The following is a 19,762-nucleotide window of genomic DNA, read 5'->3' on the forward strand; positions in this document are numbered from 1 at the left end:
GTGCTTCTTCGGATTTCTCTTGGAGCCGGCTGACCGCCCTCGGCGCTGAGAGGAAAACGACCCACCAATTGTGTGCCCCTGGGCATTAGTGTTGGTGCATGACAGAAGGTTCGCCGCACGCATCTCACAATCGCGATGACCCGATCCCCGAGGGCCTGAAAATCGGGGCCCGCTTCACCGGATACCTGCTCGTGATCATCGCGGGGATCACCGTCGCTGTTTTCGTCGCTCTGCAGATCGCTCAGATCGTCGTCCCGTTCCTCGCCGGACTCGTCCTCTCGGCCCTGCTGGTCCCCTTGTCGTCGTTCCTGCAGAGGCACCGGTGGCCGAAATGGCTCGCGGTGGTCACCGTCTGGGTCGTCGTCCTCGGCCTGCTGGCCGGACTCACCCTCATCATCACCTTCCAGGTCAGAAGCGAGATCCCGGAGATTCAGAAGCAGGTGGCGACGTCGCTGAGCGCGGCACAGCAGTTCTTGGCCACGCAGCCGTTCGGGCTCACCGAAGCCAAGCTCAACGACCTCGTCTCCTCCTCGGGGCAGTGGCTGCAGGACAATGCGGCCGGTCTCGGCTCTGGAGCCGCCGAGGTGGGCACGACGGCGGCTCATGTCGTCGAAGGCATCTTCATCATCCTGTTCGTCACCCTCTTCGCACTCATCGACGGCCGCGGCATCTGGACCTGGGTCGTCCACGTCTGGCCGAAGAAGGCGCATGCGCGGATCTCCGCCGCCGGCGAGGCCGGGTGGAAGACCCTGTCGAACTTCATTCGGATCCAGCTCGTCGTCGCGGCCACCGATGCGATCGGCATTGGTGTGGGCGCACTGATCCTCGGCGTCCCCTTGGCGATTCCGATCGCCACGGTGGTCTTCCTCGGCGCTTTCATCCCGTTCGTCGGCGCCATCGTCGGCGGCGCAGTCGCGGTGGGTCTGGCGCTGCTGTTCAACGGCTGGGTCCACGGTCTGCTCATGCTCGGCATCGTCATCGTCGTGCAGCAGCTCGAAAGCCATGTCCTGCAGCCCTGGCTGACAGGACCCACGGTCAAGATCCACCCCTTGGCGGTGATCCTCGGAGTGACAGCAGGAGCGGCGGTTGCGGGCATCGCCGGTGCGTTCTTCTCCGTGCCGGTCATCGCGACTCTCAACTCGATGGTCCATGCGGCCAGAGACTACAGAGTGGGAAAGAGATGAAACGGTCCTCGCCGGGTCTGAATCGGTGGCGGATCGTCAAGGGCGCTCTGCGACGTCTGCTCGAGGATGAGTGCCTCGACAAAGCTGCCGGTCTGAGCTTCTACGCTCTGCTCTCCGCCGCACCGGCGATCCTCGCGATGGTCTCGCTGCTCGGCGTGGTCGGGGAAGCCGAATCGACCACGAAGGCGGTGCTGTCCCTGGCCCACGATATTTCGGCCGAGGCCGCCTCGGCGATTCGCCCGATCATCGTCGAACTCACCGAATCCCCCTCGGCCGGTGCCACCCTCATCGGCAGCCTCGTCCTGGCGATCTGGTCGTCGTCGAAATACATCGGCGCATTCGGTCGTGCCCTGAACACGGTCTACCGGGTCGAGGAGAGCCGCCCGTACTGGAAATTCAAGCCGCTCATGCTCCTCATCACCGTGGTCACGCTCATCGTCCTGTCCGCCCTGGGGCTACTGCTCGTGCTGTCCGGGCCCATCGCGGAGACTCTCGGCGAGCTCATCGGCATGGGCCCCACGGCCCTGCTGATCTGGAACGTGGTCAGATGGCCGGTCTTCGTCTTCTTCGTCATGCTGCTCATCGCCCTGCTGTACTACGTGACACCGAACGTCAGGCAGCCGAAGTTCCGGTGGGTCAGCCTCGGCGCGTTCATCGCTCTGCTCGTGATGGTCGCCGTGTCGGCGTGCTTCGTCATCTACATCAACGGCTTCAGCAGCTACAACGTCACATACGGGTCGATCGGAGGTGTGATCGTCGGGCTCGCCTGGGTGTGGATGGTCAACCTCTCGCTGCTCCTCGGTGCGGAGTTCGACGCGGAGATCGAGCGGGAGCGGGAGCGGGCCACTACCGTGTCGAACCAATCGATGTCAGCATAGTGTCGTACCAGAGAAAGGATGGTCTCCATGTCTGATGACAACGAGAAGAACGAGCAGTCACCGGCCCGGGTGCCCGAAGAAGCCAGGGACGACCTCGCAGAGAAGCCCGGAACCGATTCCGTCGACAAGGACCAGCAGGACGAACTGGTCGATGAGTGGGAAGACGAGTCCTTTCCTGCCAGCGACCCGCCTGCGCACTACTGACGACCACGTTCGCAGAGCCCGGCACCTGACATCCAGGTGCCGGGCTCTGTGCTGTGTCGGTGGCCGCTGAGGTGTGCTGTGTCCGGCGGCCGGCTCAGAAGCGTGCGGCGGCGAAAGCGGCGCTGCGGGTGAGGACATCTCCGGCTTCGTCGAGCATCCGACCGAAGTGGAGGAATGAGTGGAGCACTCCCGGATACAGGTGGTAGTCGACCGGTGTGCCGGCCTCTTCGAGCCGCACAGACAGGGCCTCGCTGTCATCGCGGAGGGGATCGAGCCCGGCCGCGGCGATGAAGCCCGGGGGAAGACCCGCCAGATCGGCCTCGAGGTGGTCGACATAGGGCGAGGAGGCATCGGCCGGTGAGGCGAAGTGCTCGGTGGTGATCGAGTCGAGATCCTCGCGGCTCATTCCGTCCCAGCCACCGCCGTAGAGACGCCTGCTCGCGGAATCGACGAGACCGTGTCCGCCGTAGAAGAGCAGCAGAGCGTGCAGTGCGGAGAAGGTCCGGGGATCGGCGTCGATGCTTTCGGGGTCGTCGCGCAGCAGCAGAGCGGAACCGAGTGTCAGCATGGCCCCGGCGGAGTCGCCGGCGACCGCCAGGCGGGTTCCGTCGACGCCGAAGTCGTTGCCGTTGTTGACTAAATGGTCGATGACGCCGGCGACCTCATGCAGAGCCTGTGGGAATTTCGATTCGGGGGAGAGCGAATAGTTGACGCCGATGACCGCGGCACCGCTCTCGGCGGCGATGACCCGCATGATCCGATCATGGGTGTCGAGGTCACCGACGGTGAAGCCGCCTCCATGGAGGAAGACGATGCCCGGCATGACCGCCTCGGCGGTGGGGCGATGAATGCGAATGGGCACCTGCGCCCCGGCGGTGTCGATAACCGTATCGACGGTATCGGCCATCGACGGGCCGCCCGCGTTCCAGAAGGAGCGCTCGGCTCGGTATTCGGCGCGCATCGCCGCCAGCCGTGCGGTCTCAGCGTCCATCTCTGCACCGACTGCGCGCTGTCCCGCTTGGGTGCATTCCTCGGCTCGTGCCGCCTGGGTGTCGAGCACGGTCCGCATCTGGTCGGTCATCGCGGTGAGGATGAATGCGGGGATCTCGGTGTTTGCGGCTGAAGAAGCAGCGGCTTCGTTGATGGGCATGTTCGCCTCCGATGGTTGGTGCGGTGAAAGGGTCCCGTGGGGCAGAGTACGGCCGATGCGGCGCTCACGAGGAGGCGGGGGCATCGGGTGCCTCTGACTCTTCGACGGCGGCCTGTCCGTCGGTGCGCCTGACCCACAGGATCAGGGCGTAGCTGAGCACAGCGGCGAGCAGGGAACAGGCGATGAGGATGGTGAAGATGATCGGGTAGGCCCCGGACCCGCGGTCATCGATGATGGCGCCGAACCATACGCTGGAGAAGGTGTCGGGCAGGAAGCCGATGACCGAGAGCAGGCCCGATGCCGCCCCGAACATGTCGAGCCCAACCCGGCCCTCGCTCAACTGGGACGAGGCGATCCCGTAGCAGCCGTTGGCGAGGAAGCCGAGGGCCACGACGATGACTGCGGCGACGATGACCAGCACCGGCCCGGAGGGAATGGCGATGAGGGCGGCCAGTGCGACGGCGATGACGATTGAAGCGATGATGATCACCCGCGACGGGGAGCGGGCCTTCGTGGCCAGAGCACCGAAGGCCGGGCCGGCCAGCAGAGTGATCCCATAGGTGCGGATCACGCTGACGGCGGAGACCACAGCGGCCGGGGCGGCGAAGACCGTGGAGAGATAGGGGGTCGTATAGGCCACGCCCGTGTAGACGAAGTAGACGAAGAACATCGTCCCGGCGGCCAGCCAGACGACGGGGGAACCGAAGACGCGAGTGAGATCGGCGAGCTTGAAGCCTTCACCGGGATGCTCGATCTCACCGGCGAAGCGCGGGGTGAGCAGATGGGAGGCGATGGCGAGGAGGAAGATGAGCCCGCCCAGCATCATCAGGATGGCGCGCACACCGAGGTCGGCGCGCTCGGCGAAGGCGGAGAGGATCCCGACCTCGACGAAACCGAGGACGAGCCCGACGGCACCGTAGATCCCGTAGCTGAGACCGATGTTGCGGGCATAGCCGTCGGCGTCGGAGATCAGCCGGACGAGCTTGAAGCGCACACCCCACCAGATGAGGATCGTCGACAGTCCCATCCCCACGAACACGGCGAGCAGTGTGCCGAAGCCGGGAAGGGCTGCGTAGACGAACGTGAGCATCGCTGTGATGAGGTAACCGGTCGTGGCCAGGGTTCTCACGCGGATGCGGTCGGCGATGAAGCCCGAAGGCAGATAGCAGATCGTTGCGGTGATCGCGTAGGCGCTGACGAGCCATCCGATCTGGGCATTGTTGATGTCGAGGGCGTCGAGCAGCGGATCGTAGAAGACGTTCTTGAGGTAGGGCGGAGCGAACAGGATCGAACTGCCCATGCTGACGAGGATGAGCAGCATGATGCGTCTGCCTCGGGACAGGTCGGCGGCGCTGACTTCGCGGTGGCTCGATTTCGACACGACTCTCGTTCCCTGGGTCGGTGGTTCAGTTCGGGCCCACCCTAACTGAACCGCCATTCAGGAAGCCAGCATCGTCCGCTGTCCGGATCGTCGAGGAATAACTCACCGGCGGCGACGTTATGAGATCGGGAGTGCGATTGCGCACTTCCCAGGTTTGAGCAGGAGTGAGAATTTGACCGAACACATGCGCCGACACGAAACCGACCATGACATCCCCTGGTCCCTGCCGATCGTCGTGCGCCGGTCGAAGACCGCCATCGCCCGCCACATCGACGTCCTCGAGGCCACCGCCCGAGCCGTCGTCACCTTCCTCGACGACCCGCGCGCCCAACCGGGAGGCGAGTGGCACGACGCCGTCGCGCACTGGCGCGACGGAGCCATCCGCAAGGTCGTGCGCCGGGGCGACGGCAAGAAGCTCGACGACGCTCGCGCCCTGGGATGCGTGGGCGTGACCTTCGGCGGCAACGACGACTTCGCCCCCGCCGAGGCATTCGTGTTCGCACCCGGTCCCGTCGAACCGCTGCCGCATGAGCTGAAGAAGCTCCAGGTGGGCGGAACCGAGTTCCCCGATGAGGGCGAAATTTCGGTCCCCGCCGCCGAGGCGGTCGTGACGATCGAACTCTCCCCGCACCTGACGCTGACGACAGGGAAGGCCGCCGCCCAATGCGGTCACGCCGCACAGCTGGCATTCGAGCAGATGCCCGAGGCCGTGCGCCAGCGGTGGCGCGAAGCTGATTTCAGCCTGCGCGTGATCACAGCGACGACGAACTCATGGGCTGCAGGCGCGCAACAGGTCAGCGTCGTCGACGCCGGCTTCACCGAAGTCGACGGCCCGACCGAAACAGTGCGTGCCCGCTGGTGAAGAGCCGGTCAGGCGTCGTCGAGGTCTTTGAGCTCATCCTCCGTCAGCGGTCGCGTCTTCGTGCCGTTGCCGAATTCGTCGAGGTAGATCACGTGCTTGACCATTTCACCGGTCTCTTCGTCCTCGACTTCGATGATGTCGCCGGGATGGGTCTGGGGCTGGTAGAAATCTTCATTGACTCCGGTCATGATGACCACCTCCTACAGGTCTTCTGACAATACGTCACCGTGATCTGAGTCTCAAGGATCTCGCCCCGAGCGAAGCGCGAACTCGGTAGTCTGAGGTGATGGAGCGTCAGAGATTTCACACGACCGGCGGCCGTGACCGCAACGTCGCCGAGGAGGCCCGGCCCGGAGAGGACGAATTCCGCGTCGATATCGAACGGATCCGCTTCTCCCCGTTCTTCTCTCGCCTGGCCTCGGTCACGCAGGTCATCCCGCAGGCCGGTTCCGGCACCGTCATCCACAATCGACTCACCCATTCGCTCAAGGTCTCCGCGGTGGCCCGGTCGATCGCGATCACGTTGAACAACGGTGATGAGCGGACACGGGAACTCGTCGGCCGCCTCGGCGGATGTGACCCTGTGGTCGTGCAGGCGGCAGCGGCCGCCCACGATTTGGGGCACCCGCCGTTCGGCCACCTCGGCGAGAAAGAGCTCGACCGGGTGTCGCGAACGCTGCTGCGCCTCGACGACGGATTCGAGGGCAACGCGCAGACGTTTCGGATCCTCACCGCGCTTGACAGCTGCGAGGCGACAGCGCGCGGTCTCAACCTCACACGGGCGGTGCGGGCCGCGGTGCTCAAGTACCCGTGGGAGCGGGGGGAGTGGAGCGGGGATCGGCCGGATTCGGCCGCACGGATGCCGCGGGGCGTCGGCGATGAGGTGTCCGAGGGGGCGATGAAGTTCTCTGCCTATGCCACCGAGGTCGATGAGATGGCGGATGTGCTCTCGGCGTTCCCGGCGATCGGGCGGTATCAGCAGACGCTTGAGTGCGCGGTCATGGATGTCGCCGACGATATCGCCTATGCGGTGCACGACCTCGACGACTTCTATCGGTCGAATGTGCTGCAGTACACGTCCGTGTCTGCCGAGCTCGGGCGGTGGCTGCGGGACTGCCGCGAACTCGCGGCCCTCGATGTCTCCGAACTCGACCGGCGGCGGCCCGGCCATGCGCTCGAGGCGATCCGGCGGCACACCCGGGAGAAGGATCCGTGGATTGCCTCCGAAGAGGCCTTCCGGGCCTCGGTGGAGCGGGCCAACCGGGATCTCGTCGAAGGGCTCCTCGGTGTTCCCTATGACGGGGGATTGGAAGCCGATCGGGCTGTCACCGGGTTCACGCGGCGGTGGATCGACCGGCTGCAGGCCTCGATCGTCGTCGATCCGGACCCGCATATCCGCAGCGGTCATGTGCGGCTGAGCCAGGAGGCCTGGCACGATGTCGTCGTGCTCAAGTTCGTCCACGCGAAGTTCGTGCTTGAACGCTCCGACCTCGCCGTCTATCAGCGCGGGCAGACGCGGATCATCGCCTCGCTGGTCGAAGAGTTCCACGAATGGCTGCTCGACCCCGATGAGGCGACCCGGATTCCGCGGCGCCTGCTCGATTCCGTCGAGGCGGCCACGCAGGAGTACCAGGACCTGTACGCACGCAATCCCGAAGCACTGGGGGAGGAAGGTGCCACTGCGATCGTCCGACGGGGACGGGCGCGGGCGGTCGTGGATTATGTCGCCTCATTCACCGATGCTCAGGCGATGTCGGTCAACGCGCTCATCACCGGCGCCTCCGAAGAGCCTTGGGAAGCTGGGCGAGGCTTGTAGGTCTCGCGGGCGTTCTCGCTGGCGCAAAAGCGGCGGGGCCGGAGTTCTCACTCCGCCCCCGCCGTTGCTGCCCGAACGAATACGCGTCAGGTGAAGAGGCTCACACCGCCAGGTCCGACGAGGCAGCCGACGACGATGAGTACGATTCCCCACAGAATCTGCTTGCGCAGGATGGCGAAGACTCCCGAAATGACGAGGAGTGCGGCGATGATCCACAGGATGATATCCATGATCTTCTCTCTTCCTTGTTGTTCAACAGTTGTTGGCATCCACCCGATGGTGAACCGGGGCGGGCCCGGCGAGGCTCAATCCTGAGGCCCACCGAGCCCGCGGGAGATTCTTCTGCACGGTCTGCTGGTGGGCGCGACCCCTGGTGCCTTTTCGCCCACAGCATTCGACGACCTCGAATGAACTCTTTCTGCGAGTTTACATCGTAAACGCGCTGTGGGCCTCATTTGCGAACAATCAGATCTCGTCGCGTACGCAGACGGCGGGGCCGGAGTTCTCACTCCGACCCCGCCGTTGTGGCGTCAGCTCAGTGTCTGAGCCGATCTATTCTCAGTGCTTGCCTGCCGAGGCGCGGTAGCGGCGGGTCGCCCACACCGCTGCTGCACCACCGGCGAGGAGCAGTGCGGCGAATCCGGCCATGGCCGGGATGCCGTCGGTACCCGTCCGCGGCAGGTCTCCGCCATTGCTGCTGCCCGAGGCGTTCGTGCTCGAGCCGGCCGAGGCGTTGGCGCCAGCCGAAGCGTTGGCCGAAGAGCTGGCCGACGATCCGGCGTTGGCCGAGGCTGCCTGATCCGAGTCAGCGGATGCTGCCTTCTCGGAGTCGGCGCTCGCCGAAGCCTTGTCCGCGTCGTCTGCCGACGATGCGTTGGCTTCGTCGCCGTCTGCCGCTGCCGAAGACGACGCCTCGGCGGAGGAGTCAGCCGTCGACGCTGCCGAAGCGGCGGCACCGGCGTTGTCGTTCGCAGCGGCAGATGCCTGTGCGTTCGAGTCATCGTCGTTGTCTGCGGTCGCGGCTGCCTGGGCTGCCTGGTTGGCTGCAGCGTTGGTTTCCGTGGTCGCGTCGGTCGAGGTCTCCGAGGAGGCCTCTTCGTTTGCGGCGGATTCGGCGGCTGCTTCAGCGTTCTCGTCGGCTGCTGCCGATGCCGTGTTGTTGGCATCGTTGTCGGCGGCTGCCTGGGCGGCTGCCTCGGCGACCGCGTTGTTGTTGTCATCGGCGTTGGCCGAAGCCGAGGCCGAAGCGGCAGCGTTCACATTGGCATTCGCATCGGAGTCATCCGAAGCGGTGGCCGCGGCTCCGTCGTCGTTGCCGTCAGCGTCAGCCGCTGCGTTGGCAGAAGCTTCCGAGGAAGAGTCCGCGGTTGAGGCAGCGGATGCAGCTGCTGCCGGATTCGCATCAGCTGCGGCCGAGGCGTTCGCGTTCGTCGAGTCCGTGTCGTCGGCGTTTGCGGCGGCGTTGGCTGCCTGCTGTGCCGAGGCGTTGGTCTCGCTCGTCGCATCCGCCGAGGTCTCCGAGGAGGCCTCTTCGTTTGCGGCCGATTCCGCGGCTGCTTCAGCGTTCTCGTCGGCTGCTGCCGATGCCGTGTTGTTGGCATCGTTGTCGGCGGCTGCCTGGGCGGCTGCCTCGGCGACCGCGTTGTTGTTGTCATCGGCGTTGGCCGAGGCCGAGGCCGAAGCAGCAGCGTTCACATTGGCATTCGCATCGGCTTCGTTTGCCGCATCGGGATCCGCTGCGGCATCCGCGTTGGCTGCTGCCTCCGCGGAAGCCTCATTCGACGAATCAGCGGTGGAAGCCGCTTCCGAAGCGGCTGCGGAGTTCGCGTCCGAAGCCGTCGATGCCTCTGCGTTCGTGTCATCGGAGTTGTCAGCTTCTGCGGCGGCCTGTGAGGCTGCCGTCGACGAAGCGTTCTCGTCCGTGGTCGAATCAGCCGAAGCCTCGGACGAAGCGTCCTCGGTCGCTGCCGACTCTGCCGCTGCTTCGGCGTTCTCGTCAGCTGCTGCCGATGCCGTGTTGTCGGCATTGTTGTCGGCAGCTGCCTCGGATGCAGCCTGGGCGGCCGGGTTGTTGTCACCGTCGGCGTCGGCCGAAGCTGATGCCGAGGCCGCTGCGTTGGTGTTCGCATCGTCATCGCCCGGGTCCGGTGCGTCCGCGGTCGCACGGACCGAGGACGAGGCCAGGTTGATGTCGATGGCATCGGCGGCCGGAAGCAGTTCCAGGCTCACTGCGCTGACGGTGAAGCCGGGTCCGTTGGTGCCCTTGACCTGGCTCTCCTCTGCCGGATCCTTCGCGGTCGGCTGCTCGTTGATCGTGAGATCGACGACCTGGTTGAGCGCTTCGAACACCGGGTCGAGAGTGGTCAGCAGGGGGTTGACGATACCTGTCACGCCACCAGCGACCTGCTCAGCCGTGGAGTCGAGGATTCCGCCGATGAGCGGTTCGGTGATGCCGAGCAGGGAATTGATCAGCGGCTCTGTCACCGCATTGAGGATAGCGCCGGCATTGACCCCGAGAATCGACAGGTCAGTATCAACTGTGGGATCTGAATCATCGGTACCTGCAAGCTGTCCCAGGGTGGCATCGACAGTGATCTTGCCGTTAACGCCAGGCAACGTACCCGACAGGAGCTCAATGGACGCGGGCAGCTCGATGACGAGATGGACGTCGTTGAGCGCATCGGTCAGGGTCTCGTTGACCTTGCCGGAGAGTGCGCCGAGGGCATCGGCCACGGCATCGGTGATCTTCGAGATCGTGTCCGAGGTGAGCACCTGGGTGTTCGGGTCGAGACCGTTGAGGTCAGAGGCGTCTCCGCCCTTGACAATCTTCGCGAGGTCGATCTTGATGTCGCCATTGGCGAGATCGATCGAAACGATCCCAGCTTCGTCTTCGAGCGCCTCGTTGACGACGTTCTCGACAACACTATTGAGCGCATCGCGGACTTCTACGCTGATGGTAGTATCGTCGCCGCCGACATTCAGCTCGGCAAGCCCGAGGACATTGAGGTCGTTGACACCGACCCCGGCCAGGGCATTGACTAGACCCTCGTCGCCGATGACCTCTTCGAGAGTGCCACCTGCACCGTCGACGACCTCATTGAGAGCGTCCGAGAGGTCGCCCACTGCGGGGCTCGAGACTGTGAGGATGCCATCGGCGACGGCGTACTCGGAGGTGTCTGCTTCGCCGTCGCTGCTGGCCGTCGATGCGATCGCGCCGAGCTCGAGGCTGAGCTCATCGACGATCTGATCGGTGACGCCGTCGAGGTTGAGTTGACGGAGCACCGAGGTCAGATCGACCTTGGCATTGCCGTACTCGCCATTATTGATGTCATCGAGATTGAGCCCGCCGTCTGATCCAACAGCGCCGGAACTGGCTGTGGCCTCGTTGTAGGCCGGAGCATGTCCGTAGGCGTTGAGCGTTCCTCCCTCACCCAGCTCGAGGAGGCCATCGCCGCCCTCGCTGCTGATGAGCGGAATGCCGATTCCAGGGAGTTCGACTCCGATGGCCTGGAGCACCTCGGCATTGATCGGAGTGGTGTCCGCATCAGTGCTCGACGGAGAGCTGCTGTACGCCGAGAGGGCATCGAGCGCGTCAACGTCCAGGATGTCAGCATCGATCAGCTGCCCATAGGCTTCTGCATCTTCGTTCGGGTTCTGTTCGTCGGCTGAGCCGGGCGACGTAGTCAGCAGAGTCAGTCCCACTGCTGTCGCCGCGGCGACTGTGCCCACCGCAACTTTCCGACCGGTACAGGGCCGGCCTCTCAATATTTTCATGGTTCTCCACATCGTTCGGATCCTGATCATTTCCAAGCATGGCCTGGACGGAAACGGGCAGTTTCCTGGCAGATCCCTTACAAGGTTACGGAGTCATCAAAAAGTAATGTGTGAATAATTCATAAAGTTACAGCGTCGTTATACTTACCCCACGGTAGCTTGCTCGGGTGCGTCGGAGGTGCTGGTGGAGGTTTGGGGTGGCTTGGCAGGGCTGGTTGAACGATGGTTCAGTGAGAACCTCGATTGGACGACAAGCCCGCCTGATGCCGGCTGGGCCGTATTTCCAGGCCAAGAGGTCGATCGACGATGGATGCGGTCGCGCGACCTGCCGAGTCGAATTCTCCGCGCATGATCATCATTGTCAGAACCCGACGAGGCGGAATCCGGCGGTGAGCAGAAAGAACTAATATGAAGAAATTGATAACAAGCGGTAATCTCATATGACGAAACATGAACGGTTGTGACCGAATCCGTGACGATTTACTCCCCAAATCGGCTTCCGGCCAGCTCGTTCCCTGAAAGCCAGCTGACTGCTGCATCGCCGCCGGGGCGAGCAGTCATCATCGAGCACCTCGTCGAGGAACCCAGCGCTCGTCCGCAATGGGGTCACGGATCTGAGCCCGTCCGCGTCGGGGTTTCTGGCCACAACAAACCGGGCCGCCTCGATCACGATGAGGATCGAAGCGGCCCGGTGGGCAGGACTGCTGACTGGGTCAGCGCAGCATCAGCGGGGGACTCGGGTCTCGGCGCTGATGAACCAGGCCTGCTGCTCGAGCTGGGCGATGTAGCCGTGGAAGATGTCCGCGGTCGTCGGATCCGCGGAGTCGACCTCGTCGTGGCAGTTGCGCATCGTGGCCACGGTGGCCTCGAGCGATGCGACGACATGGTCGATGGCATCATGCGTGCTGATCTCCCCGTTCGGGAACTCCGGCAACCCGGACTGTTCGGCGACCACAGCCGGTCGTCCGTCGGGAGAACCGTGGAGGGCTCTCATCCGTTCGGCGATCTCATCACTGCCCGAACGGGCGATATCCGTGACCTCGTCGAGGTTGAGGTGGAGGTCGCGGAAGTTTGTGCCCACGATGTTCCAATGCGCCTGCTTGGCGATGAGGCTGAGGGCAATGAAGTCGACGAGCACTGACTGGAGATTCTTGGTCAGGGCATCGGGGGCGACAAAGCCGTGTTCGGCGTTCTCGCGAGGGGTCTTCTCTGAGCCATGTGGATCGGGAACTGTCACTGACTGTGTCATGATTCTTGCTCCAATCTCTCCGGTTTTGCGTGAATCCGGAGTCTGTCACCACCATAGCCTCGGTGCGGAAGGGACGTAACCCCCTTCATCTGGACTCATCCTCGTCGCTTTCCGCTGTGTAGACGCGAGCGCGGAGTCGCTGGGCGTGAGTGAGGTTGCGGACATCGACATCGCTGTCGAAGCTCGATCCGAGAGCGCCGGCCACGACACCCATCGCTGCGCTGAGCCACGCGATGTCGAGGTAGTTGGTGAACTTTGCCTCGGACAGTCCGATCGTCTGGGCCATGAAGTCCGGGTCGATGACGATGAGACCACCGACGAGAATGCCGATGACCAGAGTGGCATACAGACTGGCGACGCAGATGATGAGGGTGAGGATCGTCGACAGATTGTAGTAGAACACGACTTGCGCCAACCGTTCGTTGACCGGACGGTCCCACAGTCGATTGACGATGACGAGCCAGCCGACCATGACGACGAGGGCGATGAGGCCGATTGAGAGAAGCCGAGACGTGGACAGAGAGTGCGACATCTGCCAGATCGAGCTGTAGAAGATGCCGAACGCTCCCGTCGCGGCCGCCGCGGCCATGGCCCGGGAGAGCTTTCGCGCCATCCGCAGAGGCTCATTGGCCATGGTCATGCCCAGGACGAGGCGCGGCCCGCCGGTGAATGTGTGCGCGTGCAGGGTGCGTCGACCCGAGTCGGCCTTGCTCGACCACCGTCCCCAGCGGGGCAGTCGGTGCTTCTTTGCGATCGGGTGCCCATCGGGCACGAGCTGGTTGACGCAGCTGGTGAGGATCTTGAGCAGGCGACGTTTCGTCGTCAGAGCCCCCAGTGTGGGGCACGAGATGACGGCGATCTTTCGGTCGGGCAGCACCTCGGCGATGAGCGGCTTGCCCTGGGTGTGTCGGGGGATGTCGGTGAGCATGATGACGACATCGGCCTGCGGATAGGAGTCGACGATCGCATCGAGGGTCGACAACTCCAATTGGTGATTCGATTGGACCCGAAGCGTCTCAGTGCACAGATCAAGAATGGCCTCCCCGTCGAACTCCTGCCGAAGAATCCCCTCAAGGTCGTCCTTGATCGAATTAGCCCGTCGGGTCGGCGGCCCAGGATCAGAGATGAGGAGAAGATTCATAGCGCCAACCTAGTCTGAGGGTCGAGGTTTCGGGTCACACAGCTCCTACCATTGCAGTGCTCCGCAGTGTTGGCCAGTATGACGGCGAATTTCAAGCGTTTCTCCACCGAGCTCCCAGTGCCGAGTCCGGCCACCGCCTGAGAACCGCGTATTCTGGTACGGACGTCTCGACCCGTGTCTGCGGTGCAGCCTCGGCGATCGAGAGGGGCCCATCGCCGCAGTCACCCGACACGGCTGGAACCGGCCCTGAAGACAGTGAGAAGGAGAGATCGGCCCATGGCAGTTCTGGTCACCGGCGGAGCAGGATATATCGGTTCGCATGTGGTGCGTTTGCTCACCGAACGCGGTGACGACGTCCTCGTCGTCGACGACTTCTCCACCGGACTCGCAGCCCGGGTCGACGGTCTGCCCGTCGTCGACCTCGACCTCGCTGCCCCCGATGCCGAGGAGCGCCTCGTCGCGGCGATCAGAGAACACCAGGTGGATTCCGTCATCCACTTCGCCGCGAAGAAGCAGGTCGGGGAATCCGTTGAAGAGCCGGTCATGTACTACCGGCAGAACATCGGCGCACTGACGAATATCCTCGCCGCCGTCGAAGCCACCGGCATCGAGTCGCTCGTCTTCTCCTCCTCGGCCGCGACCTACGGCATGCCCGACGTCGACATGGTCGGTGAAGACCTCGACTGCAGGCCGATCAACCCCTACGGGCAGACGAAGCTCATCGGCGAATGGATGATCGACAATCAGATCACCGCTTCGCAGATGCGCGGGCAGACGTTCAATGCCGTCAAACTCCGCTACTTCAACGTCGCCGGGGCCGGTTGGGCTGAGCTCGCCGACACCGCGGTCATGAACCTCATCCCGATCGTGCTCGGCCGTCTGGCCGACGGCAAGGCTCCGATCATCTTCGGCGATGACTATGACACCCCCGACGGCACCTGCATCCGCGACTACGTCCACGTCAAGGACCTCGCCGAAGCACACATCGCGGCACTGGACTACATGAAGGCCGGCGGCACCACGGAGACCGTGTTCAACGTCGGCACCGGAACAGGGGCCTCGGTGAAGGAGGTCATCGACACCGTCGCCGAGGTGACCGACCGTGACATCGTCCCCGAGATGGGCGAGCGTCGTGCCGGTGACCCGCCGGCCCTGGTCGCCGACGTCTCCCGGATCTCGGCGCTGCTGAGCTGGAAGGCCGAATTCGGTCTTGAGGAGATCGTCCGCAGCGCGGTCGAAGCCGCCGGGATGCTGCCCGAGCAGAAGCAGAGCTGATCAGGAGTAGACCTCGGCGGTCACTGCGCGGGTTTCATCTCGCTTTCGACGACCCATTTGTGGTTCGTCATCTCCATCTCATCGGTCGTGATATCGACCATGTAGACGGTCTCGTTCGTCGCTGAGTCGATCGTCGCCTCGGCGCCCTTCATGCCGGGCATATGGTCGGCATTGACGGTGATCTTCGCGCCCTTCTTCAGCGGCGTCTTGCCCGGGTCCTCAAGCTCTTCGTGGACGACCCACTTGTGATCCTTGACCGGATCTCCGCCGTCGGTCGGTGTGTAGCTGATCGAGTAGGTCGTCGTGTCGAAGGCGCCGGAGACGGTTGCCTCAGCTCCCTTCATGCCCGACATGTGATCTGCGGAAAGAGTGACTGTGTCGCCGAGGTCGAATTTCGGGTCGGCAGCCTTCGTGATTCCCGTCGGTGGCCCACCGCCATCGGAAGCGTGTCCTTCGTGACTGCCCGATTCGTGTTCGGATCCGCTGCTGTTCATGTCTTCGTGATCGGAGCCATTGGTTTCGTTCGAGGCGGACTCGTGACTGCTGTGAGAGTCTCCGCCGCCGGATTCCCGGGCGTCGTCGCTGCCGGTCGAGCAGCCTGCCAGCGCCAGCCCGATCGCTGCGGCGACTGCTGTGAAGCGGACGGTCGGTGTGAGCTTCTTCAAAGGTGGTCTCCTGATTCTGTGAGACTGTCGCGTCTGGTTCGCACGGCCGAGGATGAGGGCCTTTCAGGCCGTCCCATCCGATCGACCCGTCGTTACCACCGTATACCCCGGAAGGGTATGCTTGCCACGATGGCATAGGTGCTCTGCACCCGTAGTGACATGGGGAGATAGAAGAAGATGAAGCGATTCGTATTGGGGGCGGCCGCGCTCTCTCTGGTCCTGACCGGCTGTTCCGCTCCTCAGGCCGAGGGAGGTGCGTCGACGGCTTCCGGCCAGTCTGCGACAGCGCGGCCGGGTTCCGCCGAAGAGCTGCTTGCGGATCTCAATCTGGCCGCAGACGACATCAGGGGGATCGTCGATCACCTCGATCGCCTGCCTGTCGACGAGAGGCCCACCGATCTCATGGCCTCGGTGCAGCCCGACGAACTCGTTCTCACCGACGGTGAGCAGGAAGCGACGATGGCCCTGCCGCAGGGGAAGAGCTACGTGTCCATCGCCCCGTTCGTCGATGAGACGCACGACTGCTTCTACCACAGCCTCACCACCTGCCTCGGCGAGATGAGCGGAGAGGACGTGGACGTGGTGATCACCGATTCTGAGACTGGAGAAGCGCTGGTAGACGAGTCGACGACGACCTTCGACAACGGATTCGTCGGCTTCTGGGTGCCGTCCGACATCAGCGGCACCATCGAGGTCACCGCCGAAGGCAAGACCGGTGCGACCGCATTCTCGACGAAGAGCGACGGACCCACCTGCGTGACCGACCTCCAACTGCAGTAAGCGGAAGAACAGGAGACCGGCCGCTTTCACCCACTCAACTGGAGAACTGTCATGTCCCACCACATCGTCATCGGAGCAGGTTTGGCCGGTGCCGCAGCCGCGTATTCCCTGACCGCGCGCGGCGAAGACGTCACCGTGCTCGAACGCCACACTCCGGCCAACGACCGTGGCAGCTCCCACGGTTCGGCCCGCATCTTCCGGTACGCCTACCCGGATCGCCTGTACACCGAACTCGTTGTGCGCGCCCGCGAACTGTGGGACGACCTCGAGGCGAAATCGGAGACCGAGCTGATCACTCGCACCGGCGCCGTTGACTTCGGCGACGCCCGTCACACGGAACTGCTTGCCGCGATCTTCGAGGAGGTCGGAGTCGAACACGAGGTCCTCGAACCGGCACGTGCCACCGAACGGTGGCCGCAGTTCGTCTTCGACACCGAGGTTCTGTGGCACCCTGACGCCGGGGTCATCGACGCCGAGACCACGGTGACAACCATGCTCGACCGTGCGGTGAACACCGGGCGGGCGCGGATCCTCACGGATTGGACGGTCACCGAGGTGGCCCGAGGATCCGCGGGCGACTTCCGTGCCACCTCGGCGATGGGGGAATCCGTCGAGGGCGACCGCGTCATCGTCGCCGCTGGCGGCTGGCTGCCCGACCTCCTCGCCGATCTTGGTCTTCCGCAAACGTTCCTTGATGCATTGCCGAGATTCGAAGTGCGGCAGGAGCAGGCCTTCCATATGCCCTACCGCGATGCCGGTGCGGACGGACGGCCGAGCACACCCTGGCCGACGTTCATCCACAAATCCGGTGAGATGTTCACCTACGGGCTGCCCGGCGGGCGGGATGCCGGTTTCGCGGGGCAGAAGTTCGCACAGTTCAACGGTGGGAAGGTGATCGGTTCGGCGCTTGACCAGGACGGACAGATCACCGAGGAGATGCGGACCCGGATGATCGACTATGCGAAGCGGAATCTGCCGGGACTCATTCCGGAACCGTACGCGGAGACCACGTGCCTGTTCACGAACACACCGAACGAGGACTTCGTCATCGACGAGGTCGACGGACTCGTCGTCGTCTCGGCCTGTTCAGGGCACGGGGCGAAATTCGCGCCGCTGCTCGGCGAATTTGCCGCCGACCTTGCCACGGGTGCCGGAGATGTTCCCGAACGGTTCCGGGCGGGTTCTTCGACCTCGCCGCCCCGTGCCGATCCTTCTCACGTGGACGGACGGCGCTCATCGGAGACGCAACTCACGCGCCGGGAGTCGCAGCGCACAGACCTCGACTAGTCCTCCGGTGCGTCAAGGCGCTCCAGCAGGTCTGGATTCGAGTACCTGATGACATCGACTGCGACGTCTCGCACCTTCCTCTGGGTAGAGTCGAAGACCGCGTCGAAGGCGCCGGCCTCGTCGATGATCGACGAAAGCTCTTTGAACCGCGCCAGGTGCCATTTCAATTCGTCATCCGAAGCGTGGTGGCGTCCACGCAGTCGTGCTTCTCCAGCGGCTTCATCAGCGGTGATCCGGCAGACGGCCATGGGGCCACCACCGCAGGCTGCTCGGTACCTGGGGATCTCATCTCTGTCCTCGAGCACGCCTGCGAGCACGAGCACTTCGGCTCCGGCTGCCCGATAGTTGGACGCGACAGCTGACAGATTCTGCATTTCGATCTCGTGGTTGAAGGGGTCGCGATCGTTGCAGGGCCAACTGCGGCGCAGGCCATCGAGATCGATCACAGCGTGCGGCACTCCGGCCTCAGCCAGAATGACGGCGATCTCGTCCGCTGTCGTCGATTTTCCGACGCCGACAGTTCCGTTGAGAAAGATGTGTGTGAACACTGTGGCCAGCTCCGTGAGGGTGGTCGGATTGCTTGGGGGCAGACGCCGATTCTGCGACGAACCTGTCGTCGACGACGCAGAGGTCAGCGCCTCACCGGTCAGTTTATCGCAGTGCGGGAGCAGCCGGCGGCAGGTTGGGCGTCAAGCCAGGCGCTGAGCTCTGCCGCCGTGGCTGAGGGCGCTTCGACAGGCACTAGGTGTCCGACACCAGGGAAATGCGTGCCGGAGGAGTCCGGCAATAGGCGGGCCAGCTGATTCGCCTGTTCGACTGGAATCCACGGGTCGTCCTCACCCCACCCGATGCGGACCGGACAGCGCACCTCGCCGAGGCGGTCGACGATGGGCGCCGTGTGCTCGGGACGCAGCGCGGCGACCTGCCGGTAGAAAGCTGCCTGACCTGCGTCGGTGCACCATGGTGCGGCGAGTGCACCGATCCATTCCTCGCTGAGACTCAATCGGTCTTCACTCGACGGAGACTCATCGGCAGTCGTGGCCGCCGCCCCCGCGATGTACTCGCGGACCAATGCACGGTGGAGGCGGGGAGGGAGGGCAGCGAAGACCCCTTCGTTCTCAGCAACGAGGCGGAAGAATGGAGAACCCCACGGGTCGAGAGTGACGACGTCGAGCAGATACAGCGACGCGAAATCGCATTCCTCAAGCAGGTGCGCACCGAGCGCCACAGCGCCGCCGATGTCATGGGCGATGACGTGGGGAATCGATACTTCCCAGTGGTCGATGAGCTCGGCCAGGCGGCGTCGTTGGGTGACGAGATCAACGGCGTGGGCCGCCTCGGCGATGGGATTGTCCGTCGGCTGTGCCGACGTATCCGAAAGATCGGGAATCGACTCGCCGTAGCCGGGCATGTCCCACAGGCGGACGCGACCATGCCGGGCGAGCTTGCGGGCGAGAGGCAGCCACATCCCGGCTGACCATGGGGTTCCGTGGCAGATGATGACCTCGCCGAAGCGGCCCTTGCGTTGACCGTCTTGGCCCCCGTCGATTGCCGGTTCGACGGTTGTGGTGGCGACCTCGCTGCCGTCGCTCAAGGTGATGCGGTCGGTGATGGTGCGGATTTCCGGGGTGCTCATGACGAGACAGTAGAACTTCAGGTCAACCTGAAGTCAAGGTGTCATCATGGAGTCATGAAGATCGGGGATGCGGCCGCGCATTTGGGAATGGCCGCGCATGTGCTCAGACACTGGGAAGACGAACGTGTCGTCGTGCCTGACCGGACCACGAGCGGGCACCGTGACTATTCGGCCGAAGACCTGAGCCGGTGCCGGATCGTGCTGTCGTGTCAGAGCGTGGGCATGAGCCTCGCCGAGATCCGGGCGATTCTGCACCGCGGTGAAGCGGGACGTGCGGAGGTGATCGCAGCTCGGCTGTCGGCGATTCGTGCGCAGCGGGCCTCACTGGACTCAGCGGAGAAGTTCCTCCTCCACGTCCGCGGTTGCCGGCACGATCTCATGACACGGTGTCCGGAATGCTCGGAGTATGCGGGATGAGCAGGGAGGGGTGTAACGGACGGCCGCCTCGGCGAGGGATTGTTGCGGTGGGCGGAACTCAGT

General features: G+C 64.1%; 19 protein-coding genes. 9 read left to right on the plus strand and 10 right to left on the minus strand.

Annotated elements, in window-relative coordinates:
• Positions 1–98 precede the first annotated feature (98 nt).
• From ACPUD7_RS14840 to ACPUD7_RS14850, 3 genes are read left to right on the plus strand one after another with little or no spacing between them, the layout of a single operon-like run.
• Positions 99–1,184 (plus strand): AI-2E family transporter, encoded by a 1,086-nt coding sequence (locus ACPUD7_RS14840; protein ID WP_425120323.1) that lies wholly within the window; start codon positions 99–101, stop codon positions 1,182–1,184.
• Entirely contained in the window at positions 1,181–2,062 is an 882-nt protein-coding gene (locus tag ACPUD7_RS14845) for a YihY/virulence factor BrkB family protein (RefSeq protein WP_425120324.1), read from the plus strand. The genes ACPUD7_RS14840 and ACPUD7_RS14845 overlap by 4 nt, the downstream gene beginning before the upstream one ends.
• Positions 2,063–2,089: 27 nt before the next feature.
• Entirely contained in the window at positions 2,090–2,266 is a 177-nt protein-coding gene (locus ACPUD7_RS14850; RefSeq protein WP_425120325.1) for a hypothetical protein, read from the plus strand.
• Between the two features lie 94 nt (positions 2,267–2,360).
• Here the strand turns inward: ACPUD7_RS14850 and ACPUD7_RS14855 are convergent, their stop codons facing one another.
• Both ACPUD7_RS14855 and ACPUD7_RS14860 read right to left on the minus strand, forming a co-directional pair.
• On the minus strand, positions 2,361–3,416 hold the full coding sequence (locus ACPUD7_RS14855; RefSeq protein WP_425120326.1) for an alpha/beta hydrolase fold domain-containing protein: 1,056 nt from the start codon (positions 3,414–3,416) through the stop codon (positions 2,361–2,363).
• Between the two features lie 64 nt (positions 3,417–3,480).
• A complete protein-coding gene (locus ACPUD7_RS14860) occupies positions 3,481–4,797 on the minus strand; it encodes an MFS transporter (RefSeq protein ID WP_425120327.1) in 1,317 nt (438 codons plus the stop codon).
• A gap of 172 nt (positions 4,798–4,969) precedes the next feature.
• Here ACPUD7_RS14860 and ACPUD7_RS14865 point away from each other — a divergent pair, with 172 nt between their 5' ends.
• Positions 4,970–5,659 carry a peptidyl-tRNA hydrolase gene (locus ACPUD7_RS14865; protein ID WP_425120328.1) on the plus strand — a complete coding sequence of 230 codons (690 nt, stop codon included), beginning with the start codon at positions 4,970–4,972 and terminating at the stop codon, positions 5,657–5,659.
• An 8-nt stretch (positions 5,660–5,667) separates the two neighbouring features.
• Here ACPUD7_RS14865 and ACPUD7_RS14870 read toward each other — a convergent pair whose 3' ends face one another.
• Positions 5,668–5,847 carry a hypothetical protein gene (locus tag ACPUD7_RS14870; RefSeq protein WP_135540397.1) on the minus strand — a complete coding sequence of 60 codons (180 nt, stop codon included), beginning with the start codon at positions 5,845–5,847 and terminating at the stop codon, positions 5,668–5,670.
• Between the two features lie 98 nt (positions 5,848–5,945).
• Between ACPUD7_RS14870 and ACPUD7_RS14875 the strand changes: the two genes are divergently transcribed.
• Positions 5,946–7,475, plus strand: a complete 1,530-nt coding sequence (locus tag ACPUD7_RS14875; RefSeq protein ID WP_425120329.1) for a deoxyguanosinetriphosphate triphosphohydrolase family protein — start codon at positions 5,946–5,948, stop codon at positions 7,473–7,475.
• 86 nt (positions 7,476–7,561) lie between these two features.
• Here the strand turns inward: ACPUD7_RS14875 and ACPUD7_RS14880 are convergent, their stop codons facing one another.
• The 4 genes from ACPUD7_RS14880 to ACPUD7_RS14895 all read right to left on the minus strand — a co-directional run bounded on the left by ACPUD7_RS14880 (position 7,562) and on the right by ACPUD7_RS14895 (position 13,486).
• Positions 7,562–7,705: a GPGG-motif small membrane protein gene (locus ACPUD7_RS14880; RefSeq protein WP_425120330.1), complete on the minus strand. Its 144-nt coding sequence runs from the start codon at positions 7,703–7,705 to the stop codon at positions 7,562–7,564.
• A gap of 328 nt (positions 7,706–8,033) precedes the next feature.
• Positions 8,034–11,204 (minus strand): choice-of-anchor G family protein, encoded by a 3,171-nt coding sequence (locus ACPUD7_RS14885; protein WP_425120331.1) that lies wholly within the window; start codon positions 11,202–11,204, stop codon positions 8,034–8,036.
• Positions 11,205–11,973: 769 nt separating this feature from the next.
• Positions 11,974–12,498 (minus strand): Dps family protein, encoded by a 525-nt coding sequence (locus ACPUD7_RS14890; RefSeq protein WP_425120332.1) that lies wholly within the window; start codon positions 12,496–12,498, stop codon positions 11,974–11,976.
• Positions 12,499–12,583: 85 nt separating this feature from the next.
• On the minus strand, positions 12,584–13,486 hold the full coding sequence (locus ACPUD7_RS14895) for a hypothetical protein (RefSeq protein WP_425120333.1): 903 nt from the start codon (positions 13,484–13,486) through the stop codon (positions 12,584–12,586).
• A 429-nt stretch (positions 13,487–13,915) separates the two neighbouring features.
• On the opposite strand from ACPUD7_RS14895, the gene galE reads away from it, so the two are divergent.
• Positions 13,916–14,914: a UDP-glucose 4-epimerase GalE gene (gene galE / locus ACPUD7_RS14900; RefSeq protein ID WP_425120334.1), complete on the plus strand. Its 999-nt coding sequence runs from the start codon at positions 13,916–13,918 to the stop codon at positions 14,912–14,914.
• Positions 14,915–14,934: 20 nt separating this feature from the next.
• Here the strand turns inward: galE and ACPUD7_RS14905 are convergent, their stop codons facing one another.
• Positions 14,935–15,579, minus strand: a complete 645-nt coding sequence (locus ACPUD7_RS14905) for a YdhK family protein (RefSeq protein WP_425120335.1) — start codon at positions 15,577–15,579, stop codon at positions 14,935–14,937.
• A gap of 177 nt (positions 15,580–15,756) precedes the next feature.
• Between ACPUD7_RS14905 and ACPUD7_RS14910 the strand changes: the two genes are divergently transcribed.
• Together ACPUD7_RS14910 and ACPUD7_RS14915 are read left to right on the plus strand one after the other, a co-directional pair.
• Positions 15,757–16,359: a CueP family metal-binding protein gene (locus ACPUD7_RS14910; protein ID WP_425120336.1), complete on the plus strand. Its 603-nt coding sequence runs from the start codon at positions 15,757–15,759 to the stop codon at positions 16,357–16,359.
• Positions 16,360–16,410: 51 nt separating this feature from the next.
• Positions 16,411–17,646, plus strand: coding sequence for an FAD-dependent oxidoreductase (locus ACPUD7_RS14915; RefSeq protein ID WP_425120337.1), 1,236 nt, complete (start codon positions 16,411–16,413; stop codon positions 17,644–17,646).
• Here ACPUD7_RS14915 and ACPUD7_RS14920 read toward each other — a convergent pair.
• On the minus strand, positions 17,643–18,194 hold the full coding sequence (locus tag ACPUD7_RS14920; protein ID WP_425120338.1) for an AAA family ATPase: 552 nt from the start codon (positions 18,192–18,194) through the stop codon (positions 17,643–17,645). The genes ACPUD7_RS14915 and ACPUD7_RS14920 overlap by 4 nt on opposite strands.
• Positions 18,195–18,292: 98 nt before the next feature.
• The gene (locus ACPUD7_RS14925) at positions 18,293–19,282 is read right to left on the minus strand and encodes an alpha/beta fold hydrolase (protein WP_425120339.1); all 990 of its coding nucleotides are present in this window, start codon (positions 19,280–19,282) and stop codon (positions 18,293–18,295) included.
• A gap of 54 nt (positions 19,283–19,336) precedes the next feature.
• Between ACPUD7_RS14925 and ACPUD7_RS14930 the strand changes: the two genes are divergently transcribed.
• Complete coding sequence (locus ACPUD7_RS14930; protein ID WP_425120340.1) at positions 19,337–19,699, plus strand: MerR family transcriptional regulator; 363 nt, start codon at positions 19,337–19,339, stop codon at positions 19,697–19,699.
• Positions 19,700–19,762: the final 63 nt, after the last annotated feature.

Source organism: Brevibacterium sp. FAM 24630, from assembly GCF_049804075.1.
Classification (GTDB): Bacteria; Actinomycetota; Actinomycetes; order Actinomycetales; family Brevibacteriaceae; genus Brevibacterium.